This window comes from Nostoc sp., assembly GCF_036917555.1.
GTDB lineage: Bacteria > Cyanobacteriota > Cyanobacteriia > Cyanobacteriales > Nostocaceae > Nostoc.
Genome location: NZ_JBALDD010000024.1, coordinates 100,079 through 124,580 on the forward strand (window position 1 = coordinate 100,079; position 24,502 = coordinate 124,580).

At 40.4% G+C, this 24,502-nt stretch carries 14 protein-coding genes; 6 read left to right on the forward strand and 8 right to left on the reverse strand.

The window, feature by feature from the left end; genetic code table 11:
- Positions 1 to 205 precede the first annotated feature (205 nt).
- Entirely contained in the window at positions 206 to 628 is a 423-nt protein-coding gene (locus tag V7K60_RS11900; protein WP_334925713.1) for a lysozyme inhibitor LprI family protein, read from the reverse strand.
- Positions 629 to 1,376: 748 nt separating this feature from the next.
- Here V7K60_RS11900 and crtR point away from each other — a divergent pair.
- Entirely contained in the window at positions 1,377 to 2,438 is a 1,062-nt protein-coding gene (gene crtR / locus V7K60_RS11905) for a beta-carotene hydroxylase (RefSeq protein ID WP_334925715.1), read from the forward strand.
- A 153-nt stretch (positions 2,439 to 2,591) separates the two neighbouring features.
- Here crtR and V7K60_RS11910 read toward each other — a convergent pair whose 3' ends face one another.
- Both V7K60_RS11910 and V7K60_RS11915 read right to left on the reverse strand, forming a co-directional pair.
- Positions 2,592 to 3,518 carry a phosphodiester glycosidase family protein gene (locus V7K60_RS11910; protein WP_334925717.1) on the reverse strand — a complete coding sequence of 309 codons (927 nt, stop codon included), beginning with the start codon at positions 3,516 to 3,518 and terminating at the stop codon, positions 2,592 to 2,594.
- A gap of 84 nt (positions 3,519 to 3,602) precedes the next feature.
- Positions 3,603 to 4,862, reverse strand: coding sequence for a DUF4912 domain-containing protein (locus V7K60_RS11915; RefSeq protein WP_334925719.1), 1,260 nt, complete (start codon positions 4,860 to 4,862; stop codon positions 3,603 to 3,605).
- A 637-nt stretch (positions 4,863 to 5,499) separates the two neighbouring features.
- Between V7K60_RS11915 and V7K60_RS11920 the strand changes: the two genes are divergently transcribed.
- Both V7K60_RS11920 and V7K60_RS11925 read left to right on the forward strand, forming a co-directional pair.
- Complete coding sequence (locus tag V7K60_RS11920) at positions 5,500 to 5,697, forward strand: hypothetical protein (RefSeq protein WP_334925721.1); 198 nt, start codon at positions 5,500 to 5,502, stop codon at positions 5,695 to 5,697.
- Between the two features lie 506 nt (positions 5,698 to 6,203).
- Complete coding sequence (locus V7K60_RS11925) at positions 6,204 to 11,612, forward strand: translocation/assembly module TamB domain-containing protein (RefSeq protein WP_442944386.1); 5,409 nt, start codon at positions 6,204 to 6,206, stop codon at positions 11,610 to 11,612.
- 72 nt (positions 11,613 to 11,684) lie between these two features.
- Here the strand turns inward: V7K60_RS11925 and V7K60_RS11930 are convergent, their stop codons facing one another.
- The 3 genes from V7K60_RS11930 to V7K60_RS11940 all read right to left on the reverse strand — a co-directional run bounded on the left by V7K60_RS11930 (position 11,685) and on the right by V7K60_RS11940 (position 15,154).
- Positions 11,685 to 12,614, reverse strand: a complete 930-nt coding sequence (locus V7K60_RS11930) for a polysaccharide deacetylase family protein (protein ID WP_334925725.1) — start codon at positions 12,612 to 12,614, stop codon at positions 11,685 to 11,687.
- Positions 12,615 to 13,193: 579 nt separating this feature from the next.
- Positions 13,194 to 13,532: a hypothetical protein gene (locus V7K60_RS11935; RefSeq protein WP_334925726.1), complete on the reverse strand. Its 339-nt coding sequence runs from the start codon at positions 13,530 to 13,532 to the stop codon at positions 13,194 to 13,196.
- A gap of 266 nt (positions 13,533 to 13,798) precedes the next feature.
- Entirely contained in the window at positions 13,799 to 15,154 is a 1,356-nt protein-coding gene (locus tag V7K60_RS11940) for an aromatic ring-hydroxylating dioxygenase subunit alpha (protein WP_334925728.1), read from the reverse strand.
- A 160-nt stretch (positions 15,155 to 15,314) separates the two neighbouring features.
- On the opposite strand from V7K60_RS11940, the gene V7K60_RS11945 reads away from it, so the two are divergent.
- Positions 15,315 to 15,611: a hypothetical protein gene (locus V7K60_RS11945; RefSeq protein ID WP_334925730.1), complete on the forward strand. Its 297-nt coding sequence runs from the start codon at positions 15,315 to 15,317 to the stop codon at positions 15,609 to 15,611.
- A 166-nt stretch (positions 15,612 to 15,777) separates the two neighbouring features.
- Here the strand turns inward: V7K60_RS11945 and V7K60_RS11950 are convergent, their stop codons facing one another.
- Positions 15,778 to 16,143 (reverse strand): Lin0512 family protein, encoded by a 366-nt coding sequence (locus V7K60_RS11950; protein ID WP_292786799.1) that lies wholly within the window; start codon positions 16,141 to 16,143, stop codon positions 15,778 to 15,780.
- A gap of 186 nt (positions 16,144 to 16,329) precedes the next feature.
- Between V7K60_RS11950 and ileS the strand changes: the two genes are divergently transcribed.
- Positions 16,330 to 19,266: an isoleucine--tRNA ligase gene (gene ileS / locus V7K60_RS11955; protein ID WP_334925732.1), complete on the forward strand. Its 2,937-nt coding sequence runs from the start codon at positions 16,330 to 16,332 to the stop codon at positions 19,264 to 19,266.
- Between the two features lie 617 nt (positions 19,267 to 19,883).
- Positions 19,884 to 21,035 (forward strand): histidine decarboxylase, encoded by a 1,152-nt coding sequence (locus V7K60_RS11960; RefSeq protein WP_334925734.1) that lies wholly within the window; start codon positions 19,884 to 19,886, stop codon positions 21,033 to 21,035.
- Between the two features lie 74 nt (positions 21,036 to 21,109).
- Here V7K60_RS11960 and V7K60_RS11965 read toward each other — a convergent pair whose 3' ends face one another.
- Positions 21,110 to 24,493 carry an amino acid permease gene (locus V7K60_RS11965; protein ID WP_334925736.1) on the reverse strand — a complete coding sequence of 1,128 codons (3,384 nt, stop codon included), beginning with the start codon at positions 24,491 to 24,493 and terminating at the stop codon, positions 21,110 to 21,112.
- Between the last annotated feature and the right edge of the window lie 9 nt (positions 24,494 to 24,502).

Consider the following 24,502-nt stretch of genomic DNA (forward strand, 5'->3'; position numbering starts at 1 on the left):
TGATAAGTCTTTAACCGGACACGATATAAAACCTTATTTAGTCTGCTATTTCAGACTTGTGTGTACACCAATCATATCATGTCCGGCTAATCACTTATGATTACTGTATCTGTGCAAAAATCCCAAAAGCCTCTTTCTCCCTGCCCTCTAAATGATAAGTCTTTAACAGGACATAATATCACATCTCTATGCCGCTACTTCAGGCTTAAGAGTCGGGTTTGAGATATTCTTGTAATTGTTGGGTACGCAGTTTTGTAGTATTTTCCAAACAACCAAAATAAATGCTAGGGGCAATACTTCCGCCCTCATATTTGCTTCTCTCAAACTCACAATTGGTATCTCGAAATTTTATCCATGCTAGCTGTGCAGCAATCAATTTCTGTTTTCTAGGCCTTTCTAATGTAGATACCAATTGTTGATAAACTTGATTCAGTTTTTTATCTGCATTCTGATAAGATAACTTCGTACATTCATTAATTGCTGCTTGAGTTTGAGGATTATTGCAGTTGAGCTTTTGAACTAAGCGTATCTCAGATAAATCAGGCGTTGTGCCTGCTATTGTCATGGCGGAGGTATTTAAACTACTAAGAGTTAGTATAGTGGACAAAACTAGTAATAATTGACGCATAGCAAAACCTTTATTGTTAAGTATATAAATCTAATATTTTAGGTAGTGTCGAACTCACAATCAGATTAGGAAGTGGTATGCTCCACAAATCAGTGTTATGGTTCGCGCTAATTCTGGCTATCACGATACTCCTGCGCTGAGTTTTGGTTAAAAGAGGAAGACAGCAACTGCCCGGAATCGAAAGGGGAGTAAGCGATCGCTAGTATATATACTTATGGTATCAGTTAGGAAAAAAGATGATTTTTTTATTTAAGCAAATAAAATATGCATTTTTGTTAAAAGTATGATATCTATTTATAAAATATTTTTATTATACGTCAAATTCCGACAAAACTCTTGCGTTGATCGTTCAAATAACTGTATTCTTTATATTGTTGAAAATTGTTTTTTACAAAATCAATAACAAAGTGTCATTTCAGCACATCGGAAAAAACATTGCCTGGGCAAATCGATAAATATCGATATCAAACCCAAATCTATGTATGCCGTTGTTGCTGGCATTATGAGTAACAGGACTCACTCCCGAAATGAAAAATCAAATATTTTGTTTATGTATGTAGTGTAGCAAGGAATTCAAAATTTTTCCTATTCCCTATCTCTTACAGTCCATACCTAATTTGAATAGAGAAGAGTATTGGCTAAATTTTCAATCTTTTCATCTCTCTAATCGGGGCAAGAAATCTATTCTGTGCTGGCTGAGTTTTGGATTTCAAACCCATTTTATCAACCAATCAAGACCAGGAAAATTATGACCTCTTTAGATCCTAATTTTTTTGCCATCCCGGACAAAAGCCTAATCATCATCGACCCAGCCGTTGATGACTATAAAAAGCTAAATGGCAACAACTTGGAAGTCATCTTTAAAGACGTAGTAGATACAGAAGTAAGAACAGTAACTTCAAAAGCAGAAAAACTGCTGAAAGCTCCACCAAAGGAATTGTTAGCGCCTCCTGGTGATTTCAATCCTACACTACTACTGTTTTTTGCATCTGTGACAGTACTGGTGTCATCTAACTGCGGTTACTGGCTTTGGCAATGGCCAGACTGGCTGTGTTTTAGTTTTAACACTATTGCTTTGCATTGTGCTGGAACAGTAATTCATGATGCTTGTCACCAATCTGCCCACCGTAATCGAGTCATTAATGCCATATTAGGGCATGGTAGCGCCTTGATGCTAGGGTTCGTTTTCCCAGTGTTTACACGAGTACATTTGCAGCATCATGCTCATGTCAACCATCCCAAAGATGACCCAGATCATTTTGTTTCTACAGGTGGCCCCCTGTGGATGATTGCATTTCGATTCTTGTCCCACGAGGTGTTTTTCTTTCGACGGCGACTGTGGCGCAAATATGAGCTATTAGAATGGTTCATTAGCCGTTTAATTGTTGTTGCAATTGTTTATATCTCAGTTCAATATCATTTTTTAATGTACGTTCTTAATTTTTGGGTTGTACCTTCTGGTATAGTGGGATTAATACTGGGTTTGTTTTTTGATTATTTACCCCATCGTCCCTTTGTTGAACGCGATCGCTGGAAAAATGCTCGTGTATACCCTAGCCCAATTCTTAACATCCTGATTTTAGGTCAGAACTACCATTTAATTCATCATTTATGGACTTGTATTCCCTGGTACAAGTATCAGTCTACATACTATCTGATGAAGCCTTTGTTAGATGAAAAAGGCTGTTATCAAACTTCAGGGTTACTACAAAAGAAAGACTTTTTAGAGTTTATTTACGATATCTTTGTAGGAATTCGCTTTTCTCATCAAAAAACTAAAAATCAAGATGAATCACAAAGTCGTAAATAAGCATTAATTCGTGAATTAGTCATTAGTTATTGGTCATTTGTAAATAACCAATGATATGATGTCCGCTTAATGACTTATTAAACCCGAATCACCCCACCCCGCCAAAGCATTGGGGAGGGGTTCACTTCACTTACTGTGGGAATTATAACTATTTTATTTTTTGTAAATCAAAAAAACTGAACCAATCGGCCCAAGGTTTTCTACATAAGTTTTCTGGTTGTAATACAATCCTGGAGACATACCTCCATCAAATAAAATCCCTTCTTGAATCTTACCTAAACAGTTATTGCTAGCAATAACTTCTAAGACATTATCAAACATATCTGGCAGTAACTCTCGATTAAGTTGAGATAATTCAATATCTGAATTAGCTTTCAAGTCATTAACTAATAAGATTACATAGCCTTGATTAGTGATAGCTGCCAGGGAGCGATTAGTTGCATTTTTACAAGCAAATTCTCCCAAATCTTGACAAATATCTTTAAACTTACCCTGACGATAGAATCTGCCATTACCGCCCACTAAATTGTAATTGAGAATATCATTTTCTCTTCTGCCAGCTTGAATAGTAGCCTGTCGTTGCTGGGGTGTACCTCCTGATATCCCAAAGGAAGAACGTTTATTTTTAAATGCTCCTGAATACTCTACGCCACGAGAAATATTTAAGCCTTGTGGTTTATCATCAGTATCTATATAGTCGGCATTAATTGCGGCAATGGGTAGCTGTCCGTTTAACTTGGCATTTTCATCAGCGATGAGTTCATGAAACTGTTTTGCTACATATTCTTTACGTAGTTTACCTCTATTATCTTTGGCGTAAAGTTTATGAGATAGACCAACATTAACTTTGAAATCTAATTCTGCTGATTTGGGATTAAAAATAATTACATTGTTAATACCTTTGGGATTTTTTTTACCTTGATTATTGGTTTTAAAAAAATCAATACTGAACTTGGCATCTTTGCCAGGGCAACTTTTAGACGCTTTTGGGACTAAATTTGCCTCAATCTTTTGGCAACCTGATAATAAGCTTGCACTAATTATCAAGATAAATAACAAAAATAATTTTTTTGTAGACATAATAATATAAAAAAACCGCTACAGAATCACTATAGCGGGGAATAATTTAAAATTTCAGTTTGGAGTCAATCTCAGAGCCAAAATTTAAGAAAACCATTCTAAGACAGCTTCTTCTTTGGTGTTAGTATTCCGAGACGGTGTCTCACGATTAAATTTCATCTGAATTGACCGGGTTTGCTCACCATCAGCAGCTACAGCCAAAATTGGGTAGTCTATTAAACCGTCCTGGAAGGACATCTGGAAGCGGAATGTTCCATCTGGATTTAGCTTAATTGGACGGCCACCAATGGTTACAGTAGCATCGGGTTCGGTTGCACCGTAGACTATCAACTCAGCATCAGCAATTAACCAGAACTGGCGCGGACGCACTGGTACGGCAGAGGCCGAGAAGCCAACACCTGACATTCCTGCACCGGAAGCGGTTAAGCCAGACACGGTAGGAGTTGCCCACAGACCTACACCAGATGGGAAAATGTAGGAGCTAATGGCTTGTTCAGGACGCGCTGCACCTTGTTGGGAACCGAAGATAGAACCAGCAACCCGTTGTGCTTCGGCAGATTCTGCTAAACCAAATATTTCGTCGTAGATGGGGTTACCGTTGCCATTCACAGCATTACCAACATTACCATTGGCGGTAGCTGCAACCTTTTTGGCAGGGGGAACTAGTTCGTACTGTGTCTGGGCACGCAAATCTTCTTCAAAATTTACAGTGATGAAGACATCTTCAATCCAGTCAGAAGGATAGACAGGAGGAATGTGTACTCTACTAGAACGAGCTAGTACTAACCAGCGACCATCAGCAGCACGATAGCCGATATCGATTACATAATCGCGATCGCTAACTGGAACTGGTAGATACCATTCTCTAGCTAGTTCATCAGCAGGATATTCTTGAATACTATGGGGGCTTTGGTATTCGATATTGATATCGGTGACATCATAAATCCGTAGTGCCAGTTGTTGTCCACCTTGCCGACGCAGTTCCTCTTTGTGTTCATTGGGAATATCCCAGTAAGTGTAAGCCCATTGAGGATCGCGCGGTAAAAGTACAATCCGGCTTTCACCATAGCCAGTGGGCAAATCTGCCAGTCCTTCATCAACATCAGCCAAAGATCCGCCAGTACGATCTTCCTGACCTAATTCAAACTTTGCAGCTTCCACGGTTTCTTGTGCCTCCAATGAACGAGATGGACTGAGTAAGTTTTTGCTACGCTGGACTTCTTGTATTGATGCCAGTAGTTGTGATTTACGCATTCGGCTATAGCGAGAGATACTATATTCGCTAGCAACTTTGCGTAGTTGGCGTAAGGTCATCTCTTCTAGTGGCGGGCGTTCTTTTGCCATTAATTTGGCCTCCAGTAGTTTAAGCGGTAAATGATTTCCCCTGGTTAAAGAATGCTATGTAAAATCTCATCCATTCCAGATGAATTTCTTATTCCTGACTCCTGGTTTTGCCCAGTTTTTAAGTTTTTAATCTGTTTTTAAATTGAGCCAACATCCTTTCAATTCCTTATGATGCCAAAATCAGCACTTCTTTGGGATCGGAGGATTTCTATTTGTTAAGTCTATATTAACCACTAAGTATATCTAGGGATCAAGGGGTAATAAGCAGGTTTTTGCCTGTTTTACGAATTTATCAGCCCTTCCGGGATCTAATTGTCATATTTTCCTGACATTATTAGTTGTTTACGTGTTGAGCAATGGTAACAATATCAATATTTCATGACATTGTCCTCTGGGTTAGCCAAAAACCACAATCCATAAAGAAACGAGTAGGATTCAAAGGGATTGGACACCGCCCTCTTCTTTAGCAGGCTCCAAAGGATCGCAAACCTAAACGTGGGGCAAACTTAGTTAATTGCTTCTTGAGCGATCGCCTTTCTTACCCATCGGTATGTGAAATTAAGTCCCAAGATAGTGTGTACCCCACCATAGAAGAACTTAAGCTTGGCGTATAAGTTTAGGGTTTAGGGAAATAGTTATGAATAAGGAAACAGTTCCTAGTCAAGCTGAAAAGTCTAATCCAGAAGGTGATCCATCACAATTAAGTCCAGAGGTATTGGACAAAATCAAACACCCTGCCAGAATAGACGATGTTATTCGAGAGCAATCACCAGAAGAACGTAGAAGTAACCCAGCTTTAGTACCGGAAATGATTGACGATCCAAGTGATAAATGATTGGGTTTGCCAAAAAGGAATCAAAAAGCTCAGATTCCCGACTTTTGACACAAGTCGGGAATCTTGTTAGTAATTTGTTGCTATGGGGTAAATATATGCATTACAAAGAAACGATATTAAGTAAATAAAATATATCTCAAAGATATCAATTTAAATGATTATAGAATTTCCTTAAAATAAACACTGTTCAAATTTAGGAAGTTATAAATAATTTTCTTAATACCAGCAAAGTTTCAAAATCTGAAGACCAACAAAAATAATATCTGATGATAAACAAATTATTAATCGAAATAGATTGAGGAATTATACAAAATCATAAAACAACATAGATGCACTGCAAATGCATCTTCTTGGCGCAGCTCTCTGAGAAAATAGAAGCAGCTTGCCACAAAGTTCTTGCGTAAGTCATGATATTGTGAAACCATATTTTGTAACTTGCTTATACAACTGTAACTAGCCTGTCTCTCGCCTTACTCTAGAAAAAGTAGTGGCTATTGGTAACAATTATGACGCGATCGCCAAATTCAGAAAACAATCAAAAACCATCTAATCGTCGTCTGTGGCTCCTGCTTTTAGGACGTACCAGTTTGGCTCTGGGTGGGGTTTTGCTAGTTGGAATTATAGTCGGTGCTTGGTGGGCTAGAAACTATGTATACAAAGATTTAGCACCGTTAGTACAGCAAAATCTTGAGCAATTACTGGAGCGTCCAGTAAAAGTTGGGAACGTTGAACGTTTTTCGCTTTCTAGTTTGAGATTTAGCTCTTTATCGATCCCAGCAACTCCCAGCGATCAAGATCAGGTGGTAGCAAAAGCTTTAGAGGTGCAGTTCTCGCCGTTGCAACTCCTTCTTAGCCGAAAACTGGTATTAGATGTCACGTTAGTTCAACCCAATGTCTACGTTCAACAGGATAAAGATGGTCGTTGGGTGACAGCCCAAGTTAAGGCTGGGGAAGGAAAAGGTTTTATTCAAACTCAGTTGCAGTCACTTCAAATTCAAGATGGCAAAGTAGAGTTAATGCCATTTGCTGCACCAACTAAACCGAAAGGCTCAGTAATATTAGATCAATTAGGTGGTGTTGCCCGATTTTATGATCAAAATCAAAGGATCGGTTATGACATCAATACTCAACTCACTAGGGGAGGCGCTGTTAAAATCGTTGGCGAAACCCAAGTAAAAGCTCAACAAACTAACCTCCAACTTTCAGCACAAAATTTACAAGTATCTGAAATTACTAGATTAATTCAGTTACCGATCGCTCTACAAGCAGGGTATTTAAATGCTGACTTAGGAGTTCAGATTCCACCCAAACTTTCAGACATCGCAATTACCGGAACAGCTACAGCTAATCAAATCACCGCTAAAATTCAAAATATTCCTCAGCCGATTTCTAATTTTAATGGGAAATTTTTATTTCAGGGTCAGACAGTTACTTTAGATAATCTGAGTACGAACTTTGGGAAAGTTCCCATTCTAGCTAATGGGACAATTAATACTCAAACAGGTTTTAATGTTTCTGCTCAAATAAAACCAGTTACTGCGAAAAATATCTTAGATACCCTGAAAGTAAATTCGTCAGTCCCAGCTAGTGGCGAAATTCAAGCAAATATTCAGGTAGGCGGCGCACTTAAGCAACCAGTCGTCAGCGGTACGGTAAGTAACACCAAACCGATTCAAGTTGATCGCGTTCAATTTAAAACCGTCAATACTGATTTCCGCTTGAATGCATCTCAAACTGCATCTCAACTTACTGTCTCCAATTTGAAAATAGTCCCCGCAGCTGGCGGTCAAATTACAGGCGGTGGTCAAGCTAATCTGGGAACCAAAGATGGGGTAATATTTAATGCTCAAGCTGATGGGATATCAGGAGATATACTAGCACGGAGCTACGGCGTTACTCTCCCAATCGCAGTTGGCAATGTTTCAGCAAAAGCCCAAATTTCTGGCTCACTTCGCAAACAGCCGTTGAAACTTGATGTTTCTAATGTTCAGATAACGCCACCAGCCGGAGGGAAAATCACAGCCAATGGTCAAATTCAACTCGCTCCCCAAGGTCAGGTAGGCGTAGATATTCAAGCTCAAGGTATTCCCGGAAATGCGATCGCTCAAGGTTACGGTATTTCAACTCCCATTAATGTTGGTGGTATCTCTGCGAACGCTAAAATTACTGGTTCTCTGAGTACACCGTTAAATGTCAATGTTTCTCGCGTTCAAGCAAATCCAGATGTAGGAGGGCAAGTCACAGCTAGCGGACGAATTCAGCTTGCACCCCAAGGTAGGGTGGCGTTGATTGTGCAAGCAAAAAATATACCAGGAGATGCGATCGCCAAAGCCTATAATTCCTCACCCTCCATTACCATTGGGAATGTCTCGGCAAATGCCGATATTTCCGGCACTCTGAGCAATCTGCAAACAGTCGCGCGGGTGCAAGCGCCTAGTGCCACCTATCCCACCACCGGACGAGTTGTTGTTACCAAACAAGGAGAGAATATCGTCTTTCCTGATGCAGTTGTGAACGTGGCAGGGGGGACAATCAGAGCCAGAGGTGAAGTTGCACAACAACGCTGGCAAGGATCTGTCAAAACTTCTCAAATTCAACTCAGCCGTTTTTCACCACAACTGCGAGGACGGCTGAATAGCAATATTCAGTTAGCTGGCACAACACAATCTTTCCAGCTTGCGGATATTCGCGCTGCCGGACAAATCAGCCTTCCCCAAGGAGTCGCGCAGCTGGCAAAACCGCTCACCGCGCAATTTCAGTGGAATGGACAGCAGATTATAGTTGAAAACGCAAGTACCTCAGGATTGAGGGCTAATGGGGCGATCGCTATTCAGTCTCCCCCAACTGGCGCACCCCAAATTGCCGGATTTGATTTAAATGTACTGGCAGAGAATTTTAACTTACAAAATACTGGTTTTAAAGTTCCTGGGGACGTAGCAATAGCAGGACGACTGGATTTTAAGGGAAAAGTTACAGGAACTCCAGATGTACCTCAAGCTAATGGCAATATCCGGCTGCGGAATTTCAATGTGAGTAACTTGGCGTTTGACCCACTTTTAACCGGAAACGTGAATTTTCAAGGGGGACAAGGGGCAAGTTTGCGACTAGCTGGGAAACAAGACCGGATTGCGCTTAATTTAGGTGCAGATTATCGTCCCACTTCATTTTTAGTTAAACGCGATGAGGCAGTTACTACTGGTAGAACTGAGGGAGATAACTTACTTATCAACGCCCAACAGTTTCCCATCGCTCTGGTTGGCGGCTTTTTACCTAACAATCAATTGAAACCACTGGCGGGGCAATTATCGGGTAATTTAGTTGTCAATCTGAATAATTATGCCATTGCGGGGGATGTGGCGATCGCAGGGCCTCGTGTTGCCAGAGTTGCAGCCGATGAATTTCGCGGCAGCATCAATTATGCCGATGGTACGGCTAGCTTGGCTAATGGTCAATTGCGGATTGGCGATAGCAACATCGCCCTTAGTGGCAATGTACAAGCGGGGAATGACCCGCAATTTCAATTCCAAGCTAATTTTGCCCAAGCCAAAATCCAGAGACTTTTACAAGCCTTTAATATCTTCGACTTTCAAGACCTTGGTACTGGGTTACAACCTCCAACCTTAGCTGGAGCAGAAGCACTTCCAACTGAGTCTATCAGCTTGCCCGATGCAGATTTGAAAACACAGTTAGCATATTTCTCGAATATTACAGCAGCACTTGCAAAAGAACGGCAAGCACAAACAAAACAAACCCCATCTTTACCCAGCCTTGCAGAATTAACAGGTGCTTTAAGCGGAGCAATTACAGCCAATGGCTCGTTAAAATCTGGGTTAAATGTCGGCTTTAATTTTCAAGGTGCTAACTGGCAATGGGGTAATTATTCCATCAATCAAGTTGTTGCTCAAGGCACTTTTGCCGATGGTATCGTCACCCTTTCGCCCTTAAGTGTAGGGATTAATCAAGGACTAGTGGCGTTTTCAGGACAGTTAGGAACTGACCAACTATCTGGAAAATTGAATGTAGCCAGTCTGCCCTTATCACTTTTAGAACCTTTTATCGAAAAATACCCCGTAGATATCACTGGTAATGTAAATGCTGATGCCACTTTAGCAGGTAGTTTGCAAGACCCCAGAGTTCAAGGGAAAGTGGCGCTAGCGAATGCGACCCTTAACAAACAACCCGTACAAACAGGACAAGTGAACTTTGATTACAACAAAGCTCGCTTGAATTTTGATAGTACCTTACTAGTAACAGGAACGCAGCCAGTTGCCGTTACAGGTAGCGTACCAGCTCCTTTGCCTTTTGCCAAAGTGCAACCGGATAGCAATCAAATCAGCATCAACGCCAATGTGCAAAATGAAGGATTGGCACTCTTAAATCTGCTTACCAACAATCAAGTCGCTTGGGTAGACGGTCAAGGAAAAGTAGATTTAAATGTTCAAGGTACTTTAACCGAACCAGTTATCAACGGCAACGCCACATTTAATAATGCAACTTTTAGCGCTCAAGCCTTATCCGATCCTTTAACGAATGTCACAGGAACAGCACTATTTAATGGTAGAACGATCAGCGTTGAAAATATCCAAGGTAATTACAATCAAGGGCAAGTAAATGTATCAGGCATCTTGCCAATTTTTGATACTCAACAAGCCGCAGCTAATCCCCTGACAGTATCAATAGCAGATAAACTCAACTTTAAGCTTGCAGGACTGTATGAAGGTGGTGTTGGTGGCGATGTCGTGATTCGCGGCACAGCGTTAAAACCTGTAATTGGTGGAGAGATTCAACTGAGTGATGGTCAGGTAATTATTGGCAACTCGGCTGCTGCAAAGAAAAAATCAGCAGCTACAGTAGAAGCTGATACTAAAGTCATAAATCTAGATAGACAACAGCTAAATCCTAACGTCACACCTACAGCAGAGAATAATGCTAACCCAGTGGTTACAGTGGATGGAAGCACTAACCCAGTGGCAACAGCAGACGCAAGCACTAGCGCCGCAACTCCACCCAATTTGCCTGTAGAGTTTGCAGATTTAAAGTTGATTTTAGGCAAAGATATTCGAGTTACAACTCAGTCATTTCTAAGCTTTGTACCAGGAGGAGCGGCATTAAGTCAGCCTCTATTGAAGTTTGACGCTAAAGGTGACTTGACCATTAATGGTACATTAGCCAAACCGCTTCCTGAAGGAGTCATTCGTTTAACAGGAGGAGGACTGAGCTTATTTTCCACTCAGTTCACCTTGGCGCGGGGCTATGAACAAACTGCGCGGTTTACTCCAAGTCAAGGACTTGACCCGACTTTGGATGTCCGACTGACGGCAATTGTACCAGAAGCATCAGCAAGGAACACTCAAACTTTGGAATCACCCTTGTCTTCTGAAGTCAGCGATGTTTCTGTAAACAACTTTGGGACTTTACGTAGCGTTACCGTTCAAGCTAGGGTGGACGGGCCAGCTAGTAAATTGGGTGAGAATCTAGAACTGACGAGCGAACCTAGCCGTGGTAAAGGAGAAATAGTTGCTTTGCTGGGTGGCTCAATTCTAGGTTCTTTCGGTCAAGCAGATGCAGGCCAAGGGCTGACTAATTTCGCTAGTTCTACCATTTTAGGTAGTTTACAAGGAACTATCACTGCGATCGGACAGGCTGTTGGTTTCAGTGAATTTCGGATATTTCCGACTCCATCTATTAATAATGAAGATTCAAAAGCATCAAGAGCTTCAATTCTTAATTTATCAGCAGAAGGTGTGTTTGATATTAATAAAAATTTCTCTGCCTCTTTATCACGCGCTCTTTCTAGCGATGACTCTTTCCGTCTCAATGTCCTCTATCGAGTCAATGACGAAATTCTGATGCGAGGCTCAACTGATGTAGGGGATGACAATCAACTTCAAGTTGAGTATGAAACCCGATTTTAAATTGCTGCATTTGGCATTGTCAGGCAAACAATCGCATTGTCATACCAATTTGAAAAAAAAATGTCTGGATTCTTAATTTTGAATTTTGAATTTTGAATTTTGAATTGGTATTACTACAGGTGATGCTGCTGTCTCTACACTTTTTTCTTGGGCTTGTATTTCCAGTAGTTGGGGAATTGTCACGAACCTATAGCCTTGGGCTTTTAAACCTGCGATCATTTCTGGTAAAGCCTTGACAGATTTTGAACGGTTGCCGCCCCCATCGTGCATCAATACAATTGCACCGGGTTTTGCATATCTCAGCACATTTTTGACTAGTCCTGGAACTTGAGGCGAACGACGTTGAGCATCTCCCGATTCTTCTGACCACATCATGACAGCGTATTTCTCATTTTTGGCATATTCGGCTAGTCCATTATTCAGAAAACCCCCAGGAGGACGAAATAGAGTAGTTTTCTCTCCAGTAGTCTTGTAGATGATTTCTGCTGTACGATCGATTTCACTAGCCGCAGTAGCTAAGTCCATGTGGCGATACCAATGATGCCATGTGTGATTACCAATTACGTGACCATCAGCAGCCACTTGCTTGGCAACTTGAGGAAAATATTTCACCATTTGCCCGATCATGAAGAATGTGGCTTTTACATCATTTTTCTTCAAGATTTCTAAAATCTGTACCGTATTTTTGGGGCCAGGGCCATCATCAAAAGTTAGGGCAATAACTTTCTCATTCGCTTTTAGTTTCCCTTGATAAACGATTGTTCCCTGAAATGCCTTTGGCACTTCATTCATCTGGTCTGTGACTGGACTTATATTCTGTGCATCTGCACTCATCAGTTTGTTATGACTCGCTTTAGCACTCTCGCTTTTTGGCTTGATAATTCCCAACAAATGCTCAAATCCGCTTGTGGTTAAAAGCAAGCTGATACCTAAACTACTAGCACCAGTAACCAATGTAATAATTATTAGTTTCAATAACAAAGATAATTTACGACTAGACACATTAAATCTCCTCAAATATTAGTTATTAGTTATTGGAGATTGGTTTCTCCCTGATGTTCCCATCCCTTATATGATCATGTCCGCTTGATTACTTATTAAACTGGAATTACCCGCACTTGATATTACTCATAGCCTGTTGTAATTAATATATCTATTGCTGAAAGAAAAAAGAAAACAATAAAATACCTTGAAACATTCCAGCTAAAGCTAAAGGATGTCTCAATTTAATTTGTACTAATTTGCTACGATTATTAAACTGAATAAAATAATACTCAGTAGATTTAGCTGACCAATAGAGCCAGCAATGATAGCAGTATAACCGTAACCTGGAGAAATGCTAAGTAGTCCTTGACCAATAGAGTTAAGGACTTTGCAACTAGTAATGTCAATATTCGCTATTTGCTTGCGATCGTAGTTTTTGCTTATCCTTGTAGAGAGGCAGAAGGGAGAAGATAGGAGAAATGCTGCTCTCTGTCTCATGCTGTGAGCAAAGGGAGGAAAAGTTTAAACTCCCTCACCAAAATCTCCGATCTCCTATAGAAGCCTTATTCAAATTCAACCTTTTACCTCCTGCCCTCTTCAATCTTCGTCAAGGGCTGGGAAAGCTTCTTCAATCTGCCACAATCGATCTTTATTTTCAACGAACCAAATACGAGTTTCTGGAGTTAATTTACTCCAAATGTCTTCAACAGGGATATGAGGAGATGCATACTGGTAACGCTGACCAAGTGATTTGAGATTGTCCGCTACATCACGGGGAATTCCAAATTGTTCCCAGTCAACTGTGATAGTTCTTCCCGAAACTCCGGCTGTAGGGTCGAAAACCAATTGTGCCGATCTGACTAAATCAGCAAAATGTTTCGGTTTGAGTTTGGTGATCTCCTGAATTTGGAGTGATTCGTTATGCTCTTGAGACATGATCGCCGCAGTGGTAAAGATTTATTGGTCTATTGAACTTACTGCCAGAGATTTTTATCCCAATATTTCTACTTTAGCGCAGAGCCATTAACTCGATTGTGACTTAACAAGACTTGAGGTTTGAGAAAATCGTTTAAGGTGAGCAAACTTACTACACATGTATCAGTATAATGTCTAAGATAGTAATGAAAAGTTTGTAGTAAGCACTTTAGTGCTTAGAAAATAAGGACTAAAGTCTTTCCTAGGAACTGTTCTCATTACCTATTTTAGTGACGAGTGTAGGAATGCTCAAAGTGAGTTTTGAGTGTATGAGCCATAACAGACATGACAATTGCTGCTATGGAAACTGATATTGCTGCGATTTTGATTCTAGAATCATCTGCAAGTATTGCTACAGCAGCTAGAGCGATCGCTACCCCAATACAACTTTGCTTAACCCTATTTGTAACTTGATAAGCTCGATTGCAGGAATGACAAATAAGTGTATGTTGCGAGAATCGGTCTAACGCGATCAACTTTTGATCGGACTCGCTACTACCGACATTTTTTGAGGTGGAATAACCTTGATAAAACGGCAAAGATGACCCAAATTTATCTAGCCACTTGCGATACTCAACCACTAAAGTATCAGATGTTTTGAGCGGTAAATACACTTCTTTGAGATTTTGTCCCAAACGCTCAATTTGGGCCTTTTGTTCAACGACTAATTGCAAATCTCCTTCTAAGACTTTGTTTCGGATCAAGATGTGTTCTAACCAGGGAGGCATCAGCTTGATTTTTTGGCTAAAAAAGTTACCATAATTTCTAACGAGAATCCGACATCTATCCTTACTTAATGGAATTGAATATAAGGTTGCGCCCCCAAACTTACCTTGCTGTTCATTACGAGAGTTGTAGAAAATCGAATTAGGAGCAATGAAATCTAATGATATCCAAGGCAGATTGGCTGTCCGTGTTCGCCGCCACCTTCCCTTAATTCCCTGAATGTTGCTCTCAATCACTTCTATTTCCAACGGTTGGGCATCTTCTCGACTTCCTAGGATGCCATCATGGCTGATTGGAATATGAGCGGGGTCAATAACGTTTTCAATAAAATAGCTTTGGTTGTAAGGTAGGTCACGTACATAGTCTAAGTTGAAGCATTCCGGCTTTTCCCAATCAGGTAGTAATGGAATTAGCTCATCAATAGCTGTTTCAGCTTCCCCTGCCCACATCCAAATGATCCCTTGACGTTCCAAGACTTTAAAGGATGATACGCAAGCATTTACCGGAATTTTTGCATCTGTTGGTAATTGGGGAATGTGCAGACATTGACCATTACTGCCAAACTGCCAACCGTGATATAAGCACTCAATTTTGCCGTCAATAATTTGTCCATCAGAAAGTCTAGCTGCACGGTGGGGACAACGATCTGTTAAACAGATAAGCTGTCCATTTTGGTCTTTGAACAAAACGAAGGGTTCATCGTACAACGAAAAGCTATGAGGACGGTTGGCAGGCAAGTCTTGTACAAAGGTGACGGGATACCAGCATTGCCTCCAGTTAAATTCTTGCTTCTCCTCAAGTTTCTCAAAAGTAGGAGTTGGTGGTGTCGCCTGTAGTGTTTCTGTTTCTAAGGACATAGTTTTCTCCAGGTTTCTATTATTTTATACTTTTGGATTAGAAAATTTTTAGTCCCAGAGATAGAACATTTCTAGAGTGAAATTTCAAAAACAGGACTTACGCCAAAAAGCTCCCTAACTTTTATTCCCCTGTGTTTTCTGCGTTCTCTGTGGTTTGATTTTGCGTGACCTGTGCGTAAGTCCTAAAAATCACCATGAGAAAGCATTCAAGCATTTTGAGTCAGTCAAAGGTCGTTTTGCTTGCGGAAAACACCCAAATGAGAAAGCAAACTGGGGTTTGAGTAAGTCAAAGCTCATTTTGCTTGCGGAAAACACCAAAATGAGTAAGCAAACACAGCTTTTGAATAAGTCAAATGCCATTTTGCTTGCGGAAAACACCAAAATGAGTAAGCAAACACAGCTTTTGAATAAGTCAAATGCCATTTTGAGAAAGCATTTAAGTATTTTGAGAAAGTAAACAGGTATTTTTATAAAGCAATGAGGCTTTTTGATAAAGTAAACAGCAAATATACTTGACGATTTAAAATCGCACCTGGACAAATGAAGTCGGCGATTAAATAACTTAATAGCTTTTCAGTAAAATCTCTGAACCGTAAGCAAGAATAAAGGATTAATTACCTCAGCTACTCATCTTCGATTAGAACTGTAACAGCAGCGATCGCAATCAACATTTCGTCATTTTTATCGTTGAGTTCGGGAATCGCCCGTCCTTGAACTATCATCCCCCCAGATTCTACGACAAGAGTTTTGCGCCCAAATGGTAGTACAGCGAGTACCTCTTCTTCCCTAACTTGTTCTGGATATGGAACTGCTACTTGAACCTCTATAATCATTTCATTGGGGTGACTTAAACCTGCAACCTCCCAAACACCAGGTAAGGCATTGTGAGCGATCGCATTACGTACTGCCCTAGATGCTGCTACTGTCGGTTCTTGTCCATGCTGATCTATTCCCATCCCCATCTCGATAATCAAGCGTTTACGCGCCATTACTATCTCCCGTAAATCCTGCACCTTTCACTTTATCTTTTTATTGCATAGCAATACAGAAATTCTCCAATAGACCCCCTCCCTTTGCTAAGGGGAGGGGATTAAGGGGTGGGGTGTTAAATTTTGGTTTTCAGGCTATCTTCTATAATTAATAAAACCTGCACACCTAATTCTAGGCATGAGATTGTGACCGAATCAGGAAGTTACAAAGATACTGTAAACCTACCCAAGACTAACTTTGATATGCGGGCAAACGCCATCAAGCGTGAGCCTGAAATCCAAAAATTTTGGGAAGAAAATAAAATTTACGATCGCCTTTTTGAAAATAACCCCGGTGAATTATTTATACTGCACGATGGGCCTCCCTACGCTAATGGCTCACTCCATATTGGTCATGCCTTAAATAAAATTCTCAAAGATATTATTAACCGCTACCAAATGTTACAAGGGCGTAAAGTTCGCTACGTTCCTGGTTGGGATTGTCACGGATTACCGATTGAGTTGAAAGTTTTGCAGAACATGAAGTCAGCAGAACGGCAAAATTTAACGCCTTTACAACTGCGGCAAAAAGCGAAAGAATTTGGTCTAGCTACGGTAAACGACCAACGCAATAATTTTAAACGCTACGGTATTTGGGGTGATTGGGAAAACCCTTATCTAACTCTGAAGCCGGCTTATGAAGCGGCTCAAATTGGCGTGTTTGGTCAGATGTTCTTAAAAGGCTACATCTATCGCGGTTTAAAGCCTGTTCACTGGAGTCCCAGTTCTCATACCGCTTTGGCTGAAGCTGAGTTGGAATATCCAGAAGGTCACGTTTCCCGCAGTATCTATGCAGCTTTTGCAATCACAAGTTTAGCAGAAACTGTAAAACCACTGTTGGCGGAATATCAGTCAGATTTGGGTGTGGCTATCTGGACAACTACACCTTGGACAATTCCAGGAAATTTGGCTGTGGCGGTAAATGCAGATTTAAATTATGCAGTGGTGGAAGTGGAACCCCACCCCCCAACCCCCTCCCCGCAAGCAGGGAGGGGGAGTGAGGAAGTAGCTTCCCCCTCTTTGTTAACGGAGGTGAGGTTCCGTTATCTCATCGTTGCTGCTGATTTAGTCGAACGTTTATCTTCAACCTTGGGAGTTGAGTTAACTGTAAAAGCCACGTTTAAGGGGAATGATTTAGAACATACTACTTACCGTCATCCTCTATATGATCGGGAAAGTCCGATTGTTGTGGGCGGTGATTATATCACTACTGAATCGGGTACGGGGTTAGTACATACTGCACCCGGTCATGGTCAAGAAGATTACATTGTTGGTCAGCGCTACGGTTTGCCCATCCTTGCACCAGTGGATGACAATGGCAATTTTACCGAAGAAGCGGGACAATTTGCGGGGTTAAATGTGCTGGGTGATGGGAATCAAGCGGTGATTGATGCCTTAAATGCGGCTGGTTCTTTGTTGAAAGAAGAACCATACCCCCACAAATATCCTTATGATTGGCGGACAAAGAAGCCAACAATTTTCCGCGCCACTGAACAATGGTTTGCTTCCGTGGAAGGATTTAGAGAAGAAGCGCTAAAGGCGATCGCAACTGTAAAATGGATTCCAGCCCAAGGTGAAAATCGGATCACGCCAATGGTGGCGGAACGTTCCGATTGGTGTATCTCTCGTCAACGTGCTTGGGGTGTACCCATTCCCGTTTTCTACGATGAAGCCACGGGAGAACCACTGCTGAATGAAGAAATTATCAACCACGTCCAAGGAATCATCGCAGAAAAAGGTTCCGATGCTTGGTGGGAACTTTCAGTTGAGGAATTATTACCCGAATCCTATCGTAATAATGGCAAGTCTTACCGCAGGGGTACAGACACAATGGATGTATGGTTTGATTCTGGCTCATCTTGGGCAGCTGTCGTCCAACAGCGTCCAGAATTACGCTACCCTGCTGATATATACTTGGAAGGTTCCGACCAACATCGCGGTTGGTTTCAATCCAGCTTGCTTACCAGCGTAGCAGTAAATGACATTGCGCCTTACAAAACTGTGCTAACTCACGGCTTCACTTTGGACGAACAAGGCCGAAAGATGAGTAAGTCAGAAGGAAATACGATCGATCCAAATACAATCATTGAAGGCGGGAAAAATCAAAAAGTAGAACCGCCCTACGGTGCAGATGTATTGCGATTGTGGGTGTCATCGGTTGACTACTCTGGTGATGTCCGCATTGGGAAAAACATCATTAAGCAAATGAATGATGTTAGAGGGAAGATTCGCAATACGGCGCGGTTTTTGTTGGGTAGCTTGGATGATTTTGACCCGGAGAAAGATGCAGTTCTTTTTGAGGAATTGCCAGAACTTGACCGTTATATGCTGCACCGCATCACCGAAGTATTTGAAGAAGTAACTGTTGCCTTTGAGAATTTCCAATTCTTCCGTTTTTTTCAAACAGTGCAGAATTTCTGCGTCGTGGATTTATCCAACTTTTATTTAGATGTGGCCAAAGATAGATTGTACATCAGTGCAAAAGATGCTTTCCGCCGTCGCAGTTGTCAAACGGTGCTGAAGATAGCAATAGATAATTTAGCACGAGCGATCGCACCAGTGTTATCTCACACCGCCGAAGATATCTGGCAATATCTCCCCTACAAAACACCTTACAAATCGGTATTTGAAGCCGGTTGGGTGCAGGTTGAGGAAAAATGGCGTAATCCTGAATTAGCAGAATTTTGGTCAGCGCTGCGACAACTCCGCACCGATGTTAATAAAGTGTTGGAACAAGCCAGGATAGAAAAACTGATTGGTTCTTCCCTGGAGGCGAAAGCTTTGATTCATATACCTGACAAACAATTAGGTGATGCTATCAAAGCCTTTAACCCGGTTAAGGGTAACGGGATTGACGAACTGCGGTATTTATTGCTGACTTCCCAAGTGGAATTATTAGATTCTGTTGAAGGATTGCAAGGATTAGAATATACAGCGCAGACAGAAGACTGGGGAATTGGGGTAGTGAAAGCAGATGGGCAAAAGTGCGATCGCTGTTGGAACTACTCTACTCATGTGGGAGAATCAGCAGAACATCCGCTAATTTGCGAACGGTGTGTAGCAGCCTTAGCTGGAGAGTTTTAAAAGCAAAAATTCCACGGCACTAGCAAACTACAAATGGCTAAATGGACTGACAGCAGTTTTCTTTTACATGAAGTACATAACTACAGGATTTGCGGCAAAAGACAGAAACAAGAAAGTAGAAACTCTTGATGTTTGATGCGTGAGTCCTGCATTTTGTACCTCATCTACTGGAAAACTGCAAGAATATAGAGACGAGCAGTGCTAAGTCTCTATTAGGGTTCTGTATAACCCATATTTAATTTCTGGAAATCTATTTTTAGCATGATGAAGTCCGCTTATGCGGACTTCGCTGTATAGCCTAGTCATTCCCAGAAATTACGCAACTAGCACAAAGTTAAATATGTAATTCAATCAGGTTGCAGTCAGCGACTGAAAAAATATTTTATGTAATACGCATTCTGGTTATTTCGTATTATGCATAAGTTCTAAGTGTAATATACTTTGGCAGCAAAAAATTGAGTATTATTACTGAACCTTTCTCCGTATTTTCCCTGGACTGTCTTCGATTAAAAAGCTGAATGGGGTGATTATTAAAAAAATATAAAGGTATGGATTAATACGTATAATCTCGTTTAAAACATTCATTAACTCAATCAAAATTTAAGAGATACAAGGATATGTCAAATAAAGTTGTTAAGGAATTGGCTGATTTTCTGCTGCAAATAGAACAGCGATCGCAGTTTCATGCAGGCTATCCATATAATTTAAGTTGTGATTACAGTGCGATCGGCAAATTTTTCAATTTTCTGTTAAATAATGCTGGAGATCCATATATTGAACCAGATTTTGGTCTCCATTCTCGTAAGTTTGAGCAAGAAGTGTTATCTTTTTTTGCCAACCTCTATAAAATCCCAGAACATGAGTTTTGGGGTTATGTTACTGCTGGCGGAACTGAAGGTAATTTATATGGGATGTTCTTAGCAAGAGAAATCTACCCTAATGGTATTCTTTACTCATCACAAGACTCTCATTATTCCATACCCAAAGCAGCAAAACTATTCCGCATCCAACACAATGTTGTTAACTCACAAATTAATGGAGAGATGAATTATGAGCATTTTGAACAACTCATTAGTGAAAATCGTAATTATCCTGCGATCGTCAATTTAAATATTGGGACTACTGTCAAAGGCGCAATTGATAACTTAGACAAAGTTATCGAAATTTTAGAGCGCAATCAGATTAAAGATTACTACATTCATTGTGATGCCGCACTTTCAGGATTAATATTACCCTTTCTAGATGGCGCTCCACAAGTTAACTTTCAAAAACCCATAGATAGTATAGCTATTTCTGCTAAATTCATTGGTTCTCCCTTACCTTGCGGTGTAGTTTTAACTAAGAAAAAATGGGTAGAAAAAGTTGAAACAGCAATTGAATATATTGGTTCATCAGATACAACCATTTTGGGATCTAGAAACGGTCATACCCCTTTGATTCTCTGGTATGCAATGCAAACAAGAGGTTATGATGGATTAGCCAAAGAAGCAAAGGCCTGTATAGATAATGCCCAATATCTTTTCCAACAACTGAAAATCAGAGAATATCCATGTATGCTCAATAAATTTTCCAATACCGTAGTGTTTCAAAAACCTTCTCAAAGGTTAATTAAAAAATGGCAGTTAGCGATTTTTGAAAATTGGGTACACATTATAGTCATGCAAAATATTGATCGGCACAAAATTGATACTTTTGTTAACGAGCTTTTGTTAGAAGAAGGGTTGCTTGATAACGTAAATAATTTTCAGCTACAGTCAGCACTACACTAAGAATAGATTGCTAAATGAAATTAATCACCCAGTTTAACAAGGTGTTTCTTTAAACAGAATTTGCTCCCAAGATTTTATCTTTTTAAAAAGTTTTTTCCGCACAAGTTAGCAGCAAGGAGTATTTCTACTTCTGCCCGTTCCATAGGTGGTAAGAAAAAATACCCTTGCCCATAATCACATTGTAAAGCTTTCAATTGTGCCAATTGATCTACAGTTTCTATACCTTCTGCTGTTACAGACATATTTAAATTATGGGCTAATGTCACAATCGCTTGAATAATTTCTAAATTTTCTCCTCGACTACCTATACTGGTGACAAAAGAGCGGTCAATCTTAATGGTTTTGATTGGTAGGCGATGTAGATAACTCAAGGATGAATAGCCAGTCCCAAAATCATCCATGTGCATTTCAACATTCAGCGCTGTTAATTGGGAAAGCACAATGGTAGCTAATTCAAAATTATCCATTAACAAGCTTTCAGTAATCTCCAATTTCAAATAGCATGGCTCCAGTCCAGTTTGCTGCAAAATATGTTTAACCTGTTTAAACACGTCAGGTTGCGTAATTTGTTTACCAGAAAAATTTACGCTAATTGTCAGAGGTTGTGAGGTAGGAAATTGTTTATGCCATTTGTGCATTTGGTAACAGGCTTCATAAAGCACCCATTGTCCGATACTAACAATCATTCCAGTTTCCTCAGCCAAGGGAATAAAATCTTGAGGTGAAATAAGTCCTCGTTCTGGATGATACCAACGTATCAGTGCCTCAAATCCAATAATTTTGCCAGTTGTTAGTGAAACAATTGGTTGGTAATCAAGGCGAAATTCTTCTTGCTTGAGCAGTGCATTTCGCAGAGCAGTTTCTAACTCTAAGAGCAAAGCTGCACCCTCGTGCATCTTTGGATCAAAAACCTCATAACGTGCCTTACCAAGTGATTTAGCACAATACATTGCCACATCAGCATCGCGTAGAATCTGCGCTGCTTGCTCATAATCTGCTCTACTTAAAGCGATACCAATACTAACATTAGTAAACACCCGATGCTCATTTAATTTAAATGGCAAAGCTAGCACCTTTTTAATTCGCTCGGCAACCTGTATGGCGGTGTTGATATCCTCAATTTCCTCAATTAAAATTGTGAACTCATCTCCGCCAAAACGGGCAACTATGTCTCCGCCTCGCAGAACTGACTTTAGCCGATGAGAAATTGCCATCAAAAGTTGATTTCCTAGTAGATGTCCAAGGCTGTCATTAACAACTTTAAAGCGGTCTAGGTCTAAGAAGAGTACGGCAAATAAATAATTATTTTGCTGTTTAGCCTGTTCTATTGCCTGCTGCACCCGCTCCATAAATAATCGTTGGTTAGGTAATCCAGTTAGCCCATCATGAAGACTATTGTACAGTAATTGGTCTTGTGCTTCTTGACGTTTAACAATGTCTTGTTGAAGTTGTTGATTAACCCTAATAAGTTCAATAGTGCGTTCTAGAACCAACTGCTCAAGCTGATAACGATACAGGACTAATTCTTCCTCTGCTAGCTTTCGCTTAGTGATGTCACGGACAATAACAATATATTCCCGAAGCAGAGAATTAAATGGCTGTGAAATCGTCGATTCAACAATTCGCAAACCTTGGTTAATTTTTAAGCTTTGCTCGCTCCTAATAGACCATTGCTCCGGTTTGCCGCGATAGCATATTAGGATTTGACTCAAGTTTTTCCCAAGTAACTGCTGAACACTTGTTTGAAATAATTCTTCAGCAGCAGCATTTGTCTGAGAAATATTTCCGTCTTCATCTAATACTAAAACAGTATCTGGTACGGTATCAAGAGTAGTAATAAATAGGCTTCTTGCTTGTTTGCGTGCTTCATCAATAGCAATAATTTGTGGTAAAGTTGTCCAGCAAGCGATTGCAACGCCTGTAAAAGAAAGCGTCACTAATAAAATCGCTAGGAAAGAATTTTGAGGATAATTAGAAAGTCTATCTAAAAAATCGCGAATAACCCAACTGATTGTGGCAGTAATACAAATCAATGATACTAAAACAATCACTTGTAATACTACAAAATCTGGATTATTTCTACTAGACTTAGTATCGTAACGCTGTGTCCACCAATTTGGGTGTAATGGTGCAAATCTTAAGCGACGTAGCATTACATCTCCAATCATCAAAATAATGGGTAATAATAATCCCACTAAGAAATCTCTCCAATTCCAAGCTAAACCTCCCACTATTAGAACTACCGCTTCTAGTAAGAAAAAACCAAGCGACCACCAAGGCCATAACACGTATGGTTTGCCACGACACATCCATAGTCCCAGATGTAGCCCCATAATGGACATGAGATAACAGGTGCCTGCTACTGTGACAAGTTGAGATACATTTCCCAAATTTAGACAAAGCAAACTCAGTAGAAAGGTAACTAGAATAGCAGGCCCAAGGACACCTTGACGGGAAACTAATGCAAATATAGGAGAAAGCTGTCTGTCTAAGGCAAGCTGGTATAATATCCGAGGAGAGTTAGAAACTGCTGTAGCAGAACTTAGAAGGCAAGATATAGTAATCAGAAGTGTTACTAGAAAGGAGGCAGATTCACCCCAAAAAGGTTTAGAAGCCTCTACCAGATTTAAGAACGCATCGTCACCTATTGTTGAATTTGAAACAGAACACATTAATACCCAAGAACCACCTAGAAATACCGGGGGAATTAACCAAGCAGCTACGGTTAAAAACTTTAAAGTTTTATATGGGTGGCGACTATCAGCAACAAAAGAAGAAGTGGTTTCACAAGCATAAATTGAATAACTAGCTAGAAAAAACCACTTTGCCCATTCTTGGAAGCTCAGGCTATGTGTACTAGTTGGGAGAAAATTAAAATTAGTAGATGAGAAGGCTAACGATAATACGCCTTGAACACAAAACAATAACAGTAATAAAATCGCTGGTAATACAAAAAATAAATGCAGGAGCGCCAAAGCACGGGTGCCACTGAACGCTAAAATAAATGGAATAGTTGTAAATAAGACTTTTAAGAAAGTTTCTGGACAAGAAATACCTAATGTTTCAAAATTAACTTTAATTAAGTTAGTGAGAATAATCGCATACAGTGCTGGTGCTGCTGCCCAGCTAAAAAAGTATCCTAATGCTACGTAACGGCCTAAGCCAGGAAAGTTCTTTAATAGCCTTGTGGTATAGTTTGGTGTTCCTCCAGCGACATCTGACCAATGCCTACCTAGACTTTGTACCTGCAAGTTAAGCAAAAAGGAAATAATCGTACCAAAAAACCAAACTAAGATAGCTTTCGAGCCTAACGCTGCATGAATGATGGGGGCAGTACCAATCCATCCAACATGACCAGTTAACCCGAAGCCCCAGGTTTCGAGATAACTCAGAGTCCGTGGTAGGCGCATTAGCAAGTGCTGATTGTTCTCCACCCGTGCAGAATCGTTACTAACCATTGTTTCTTA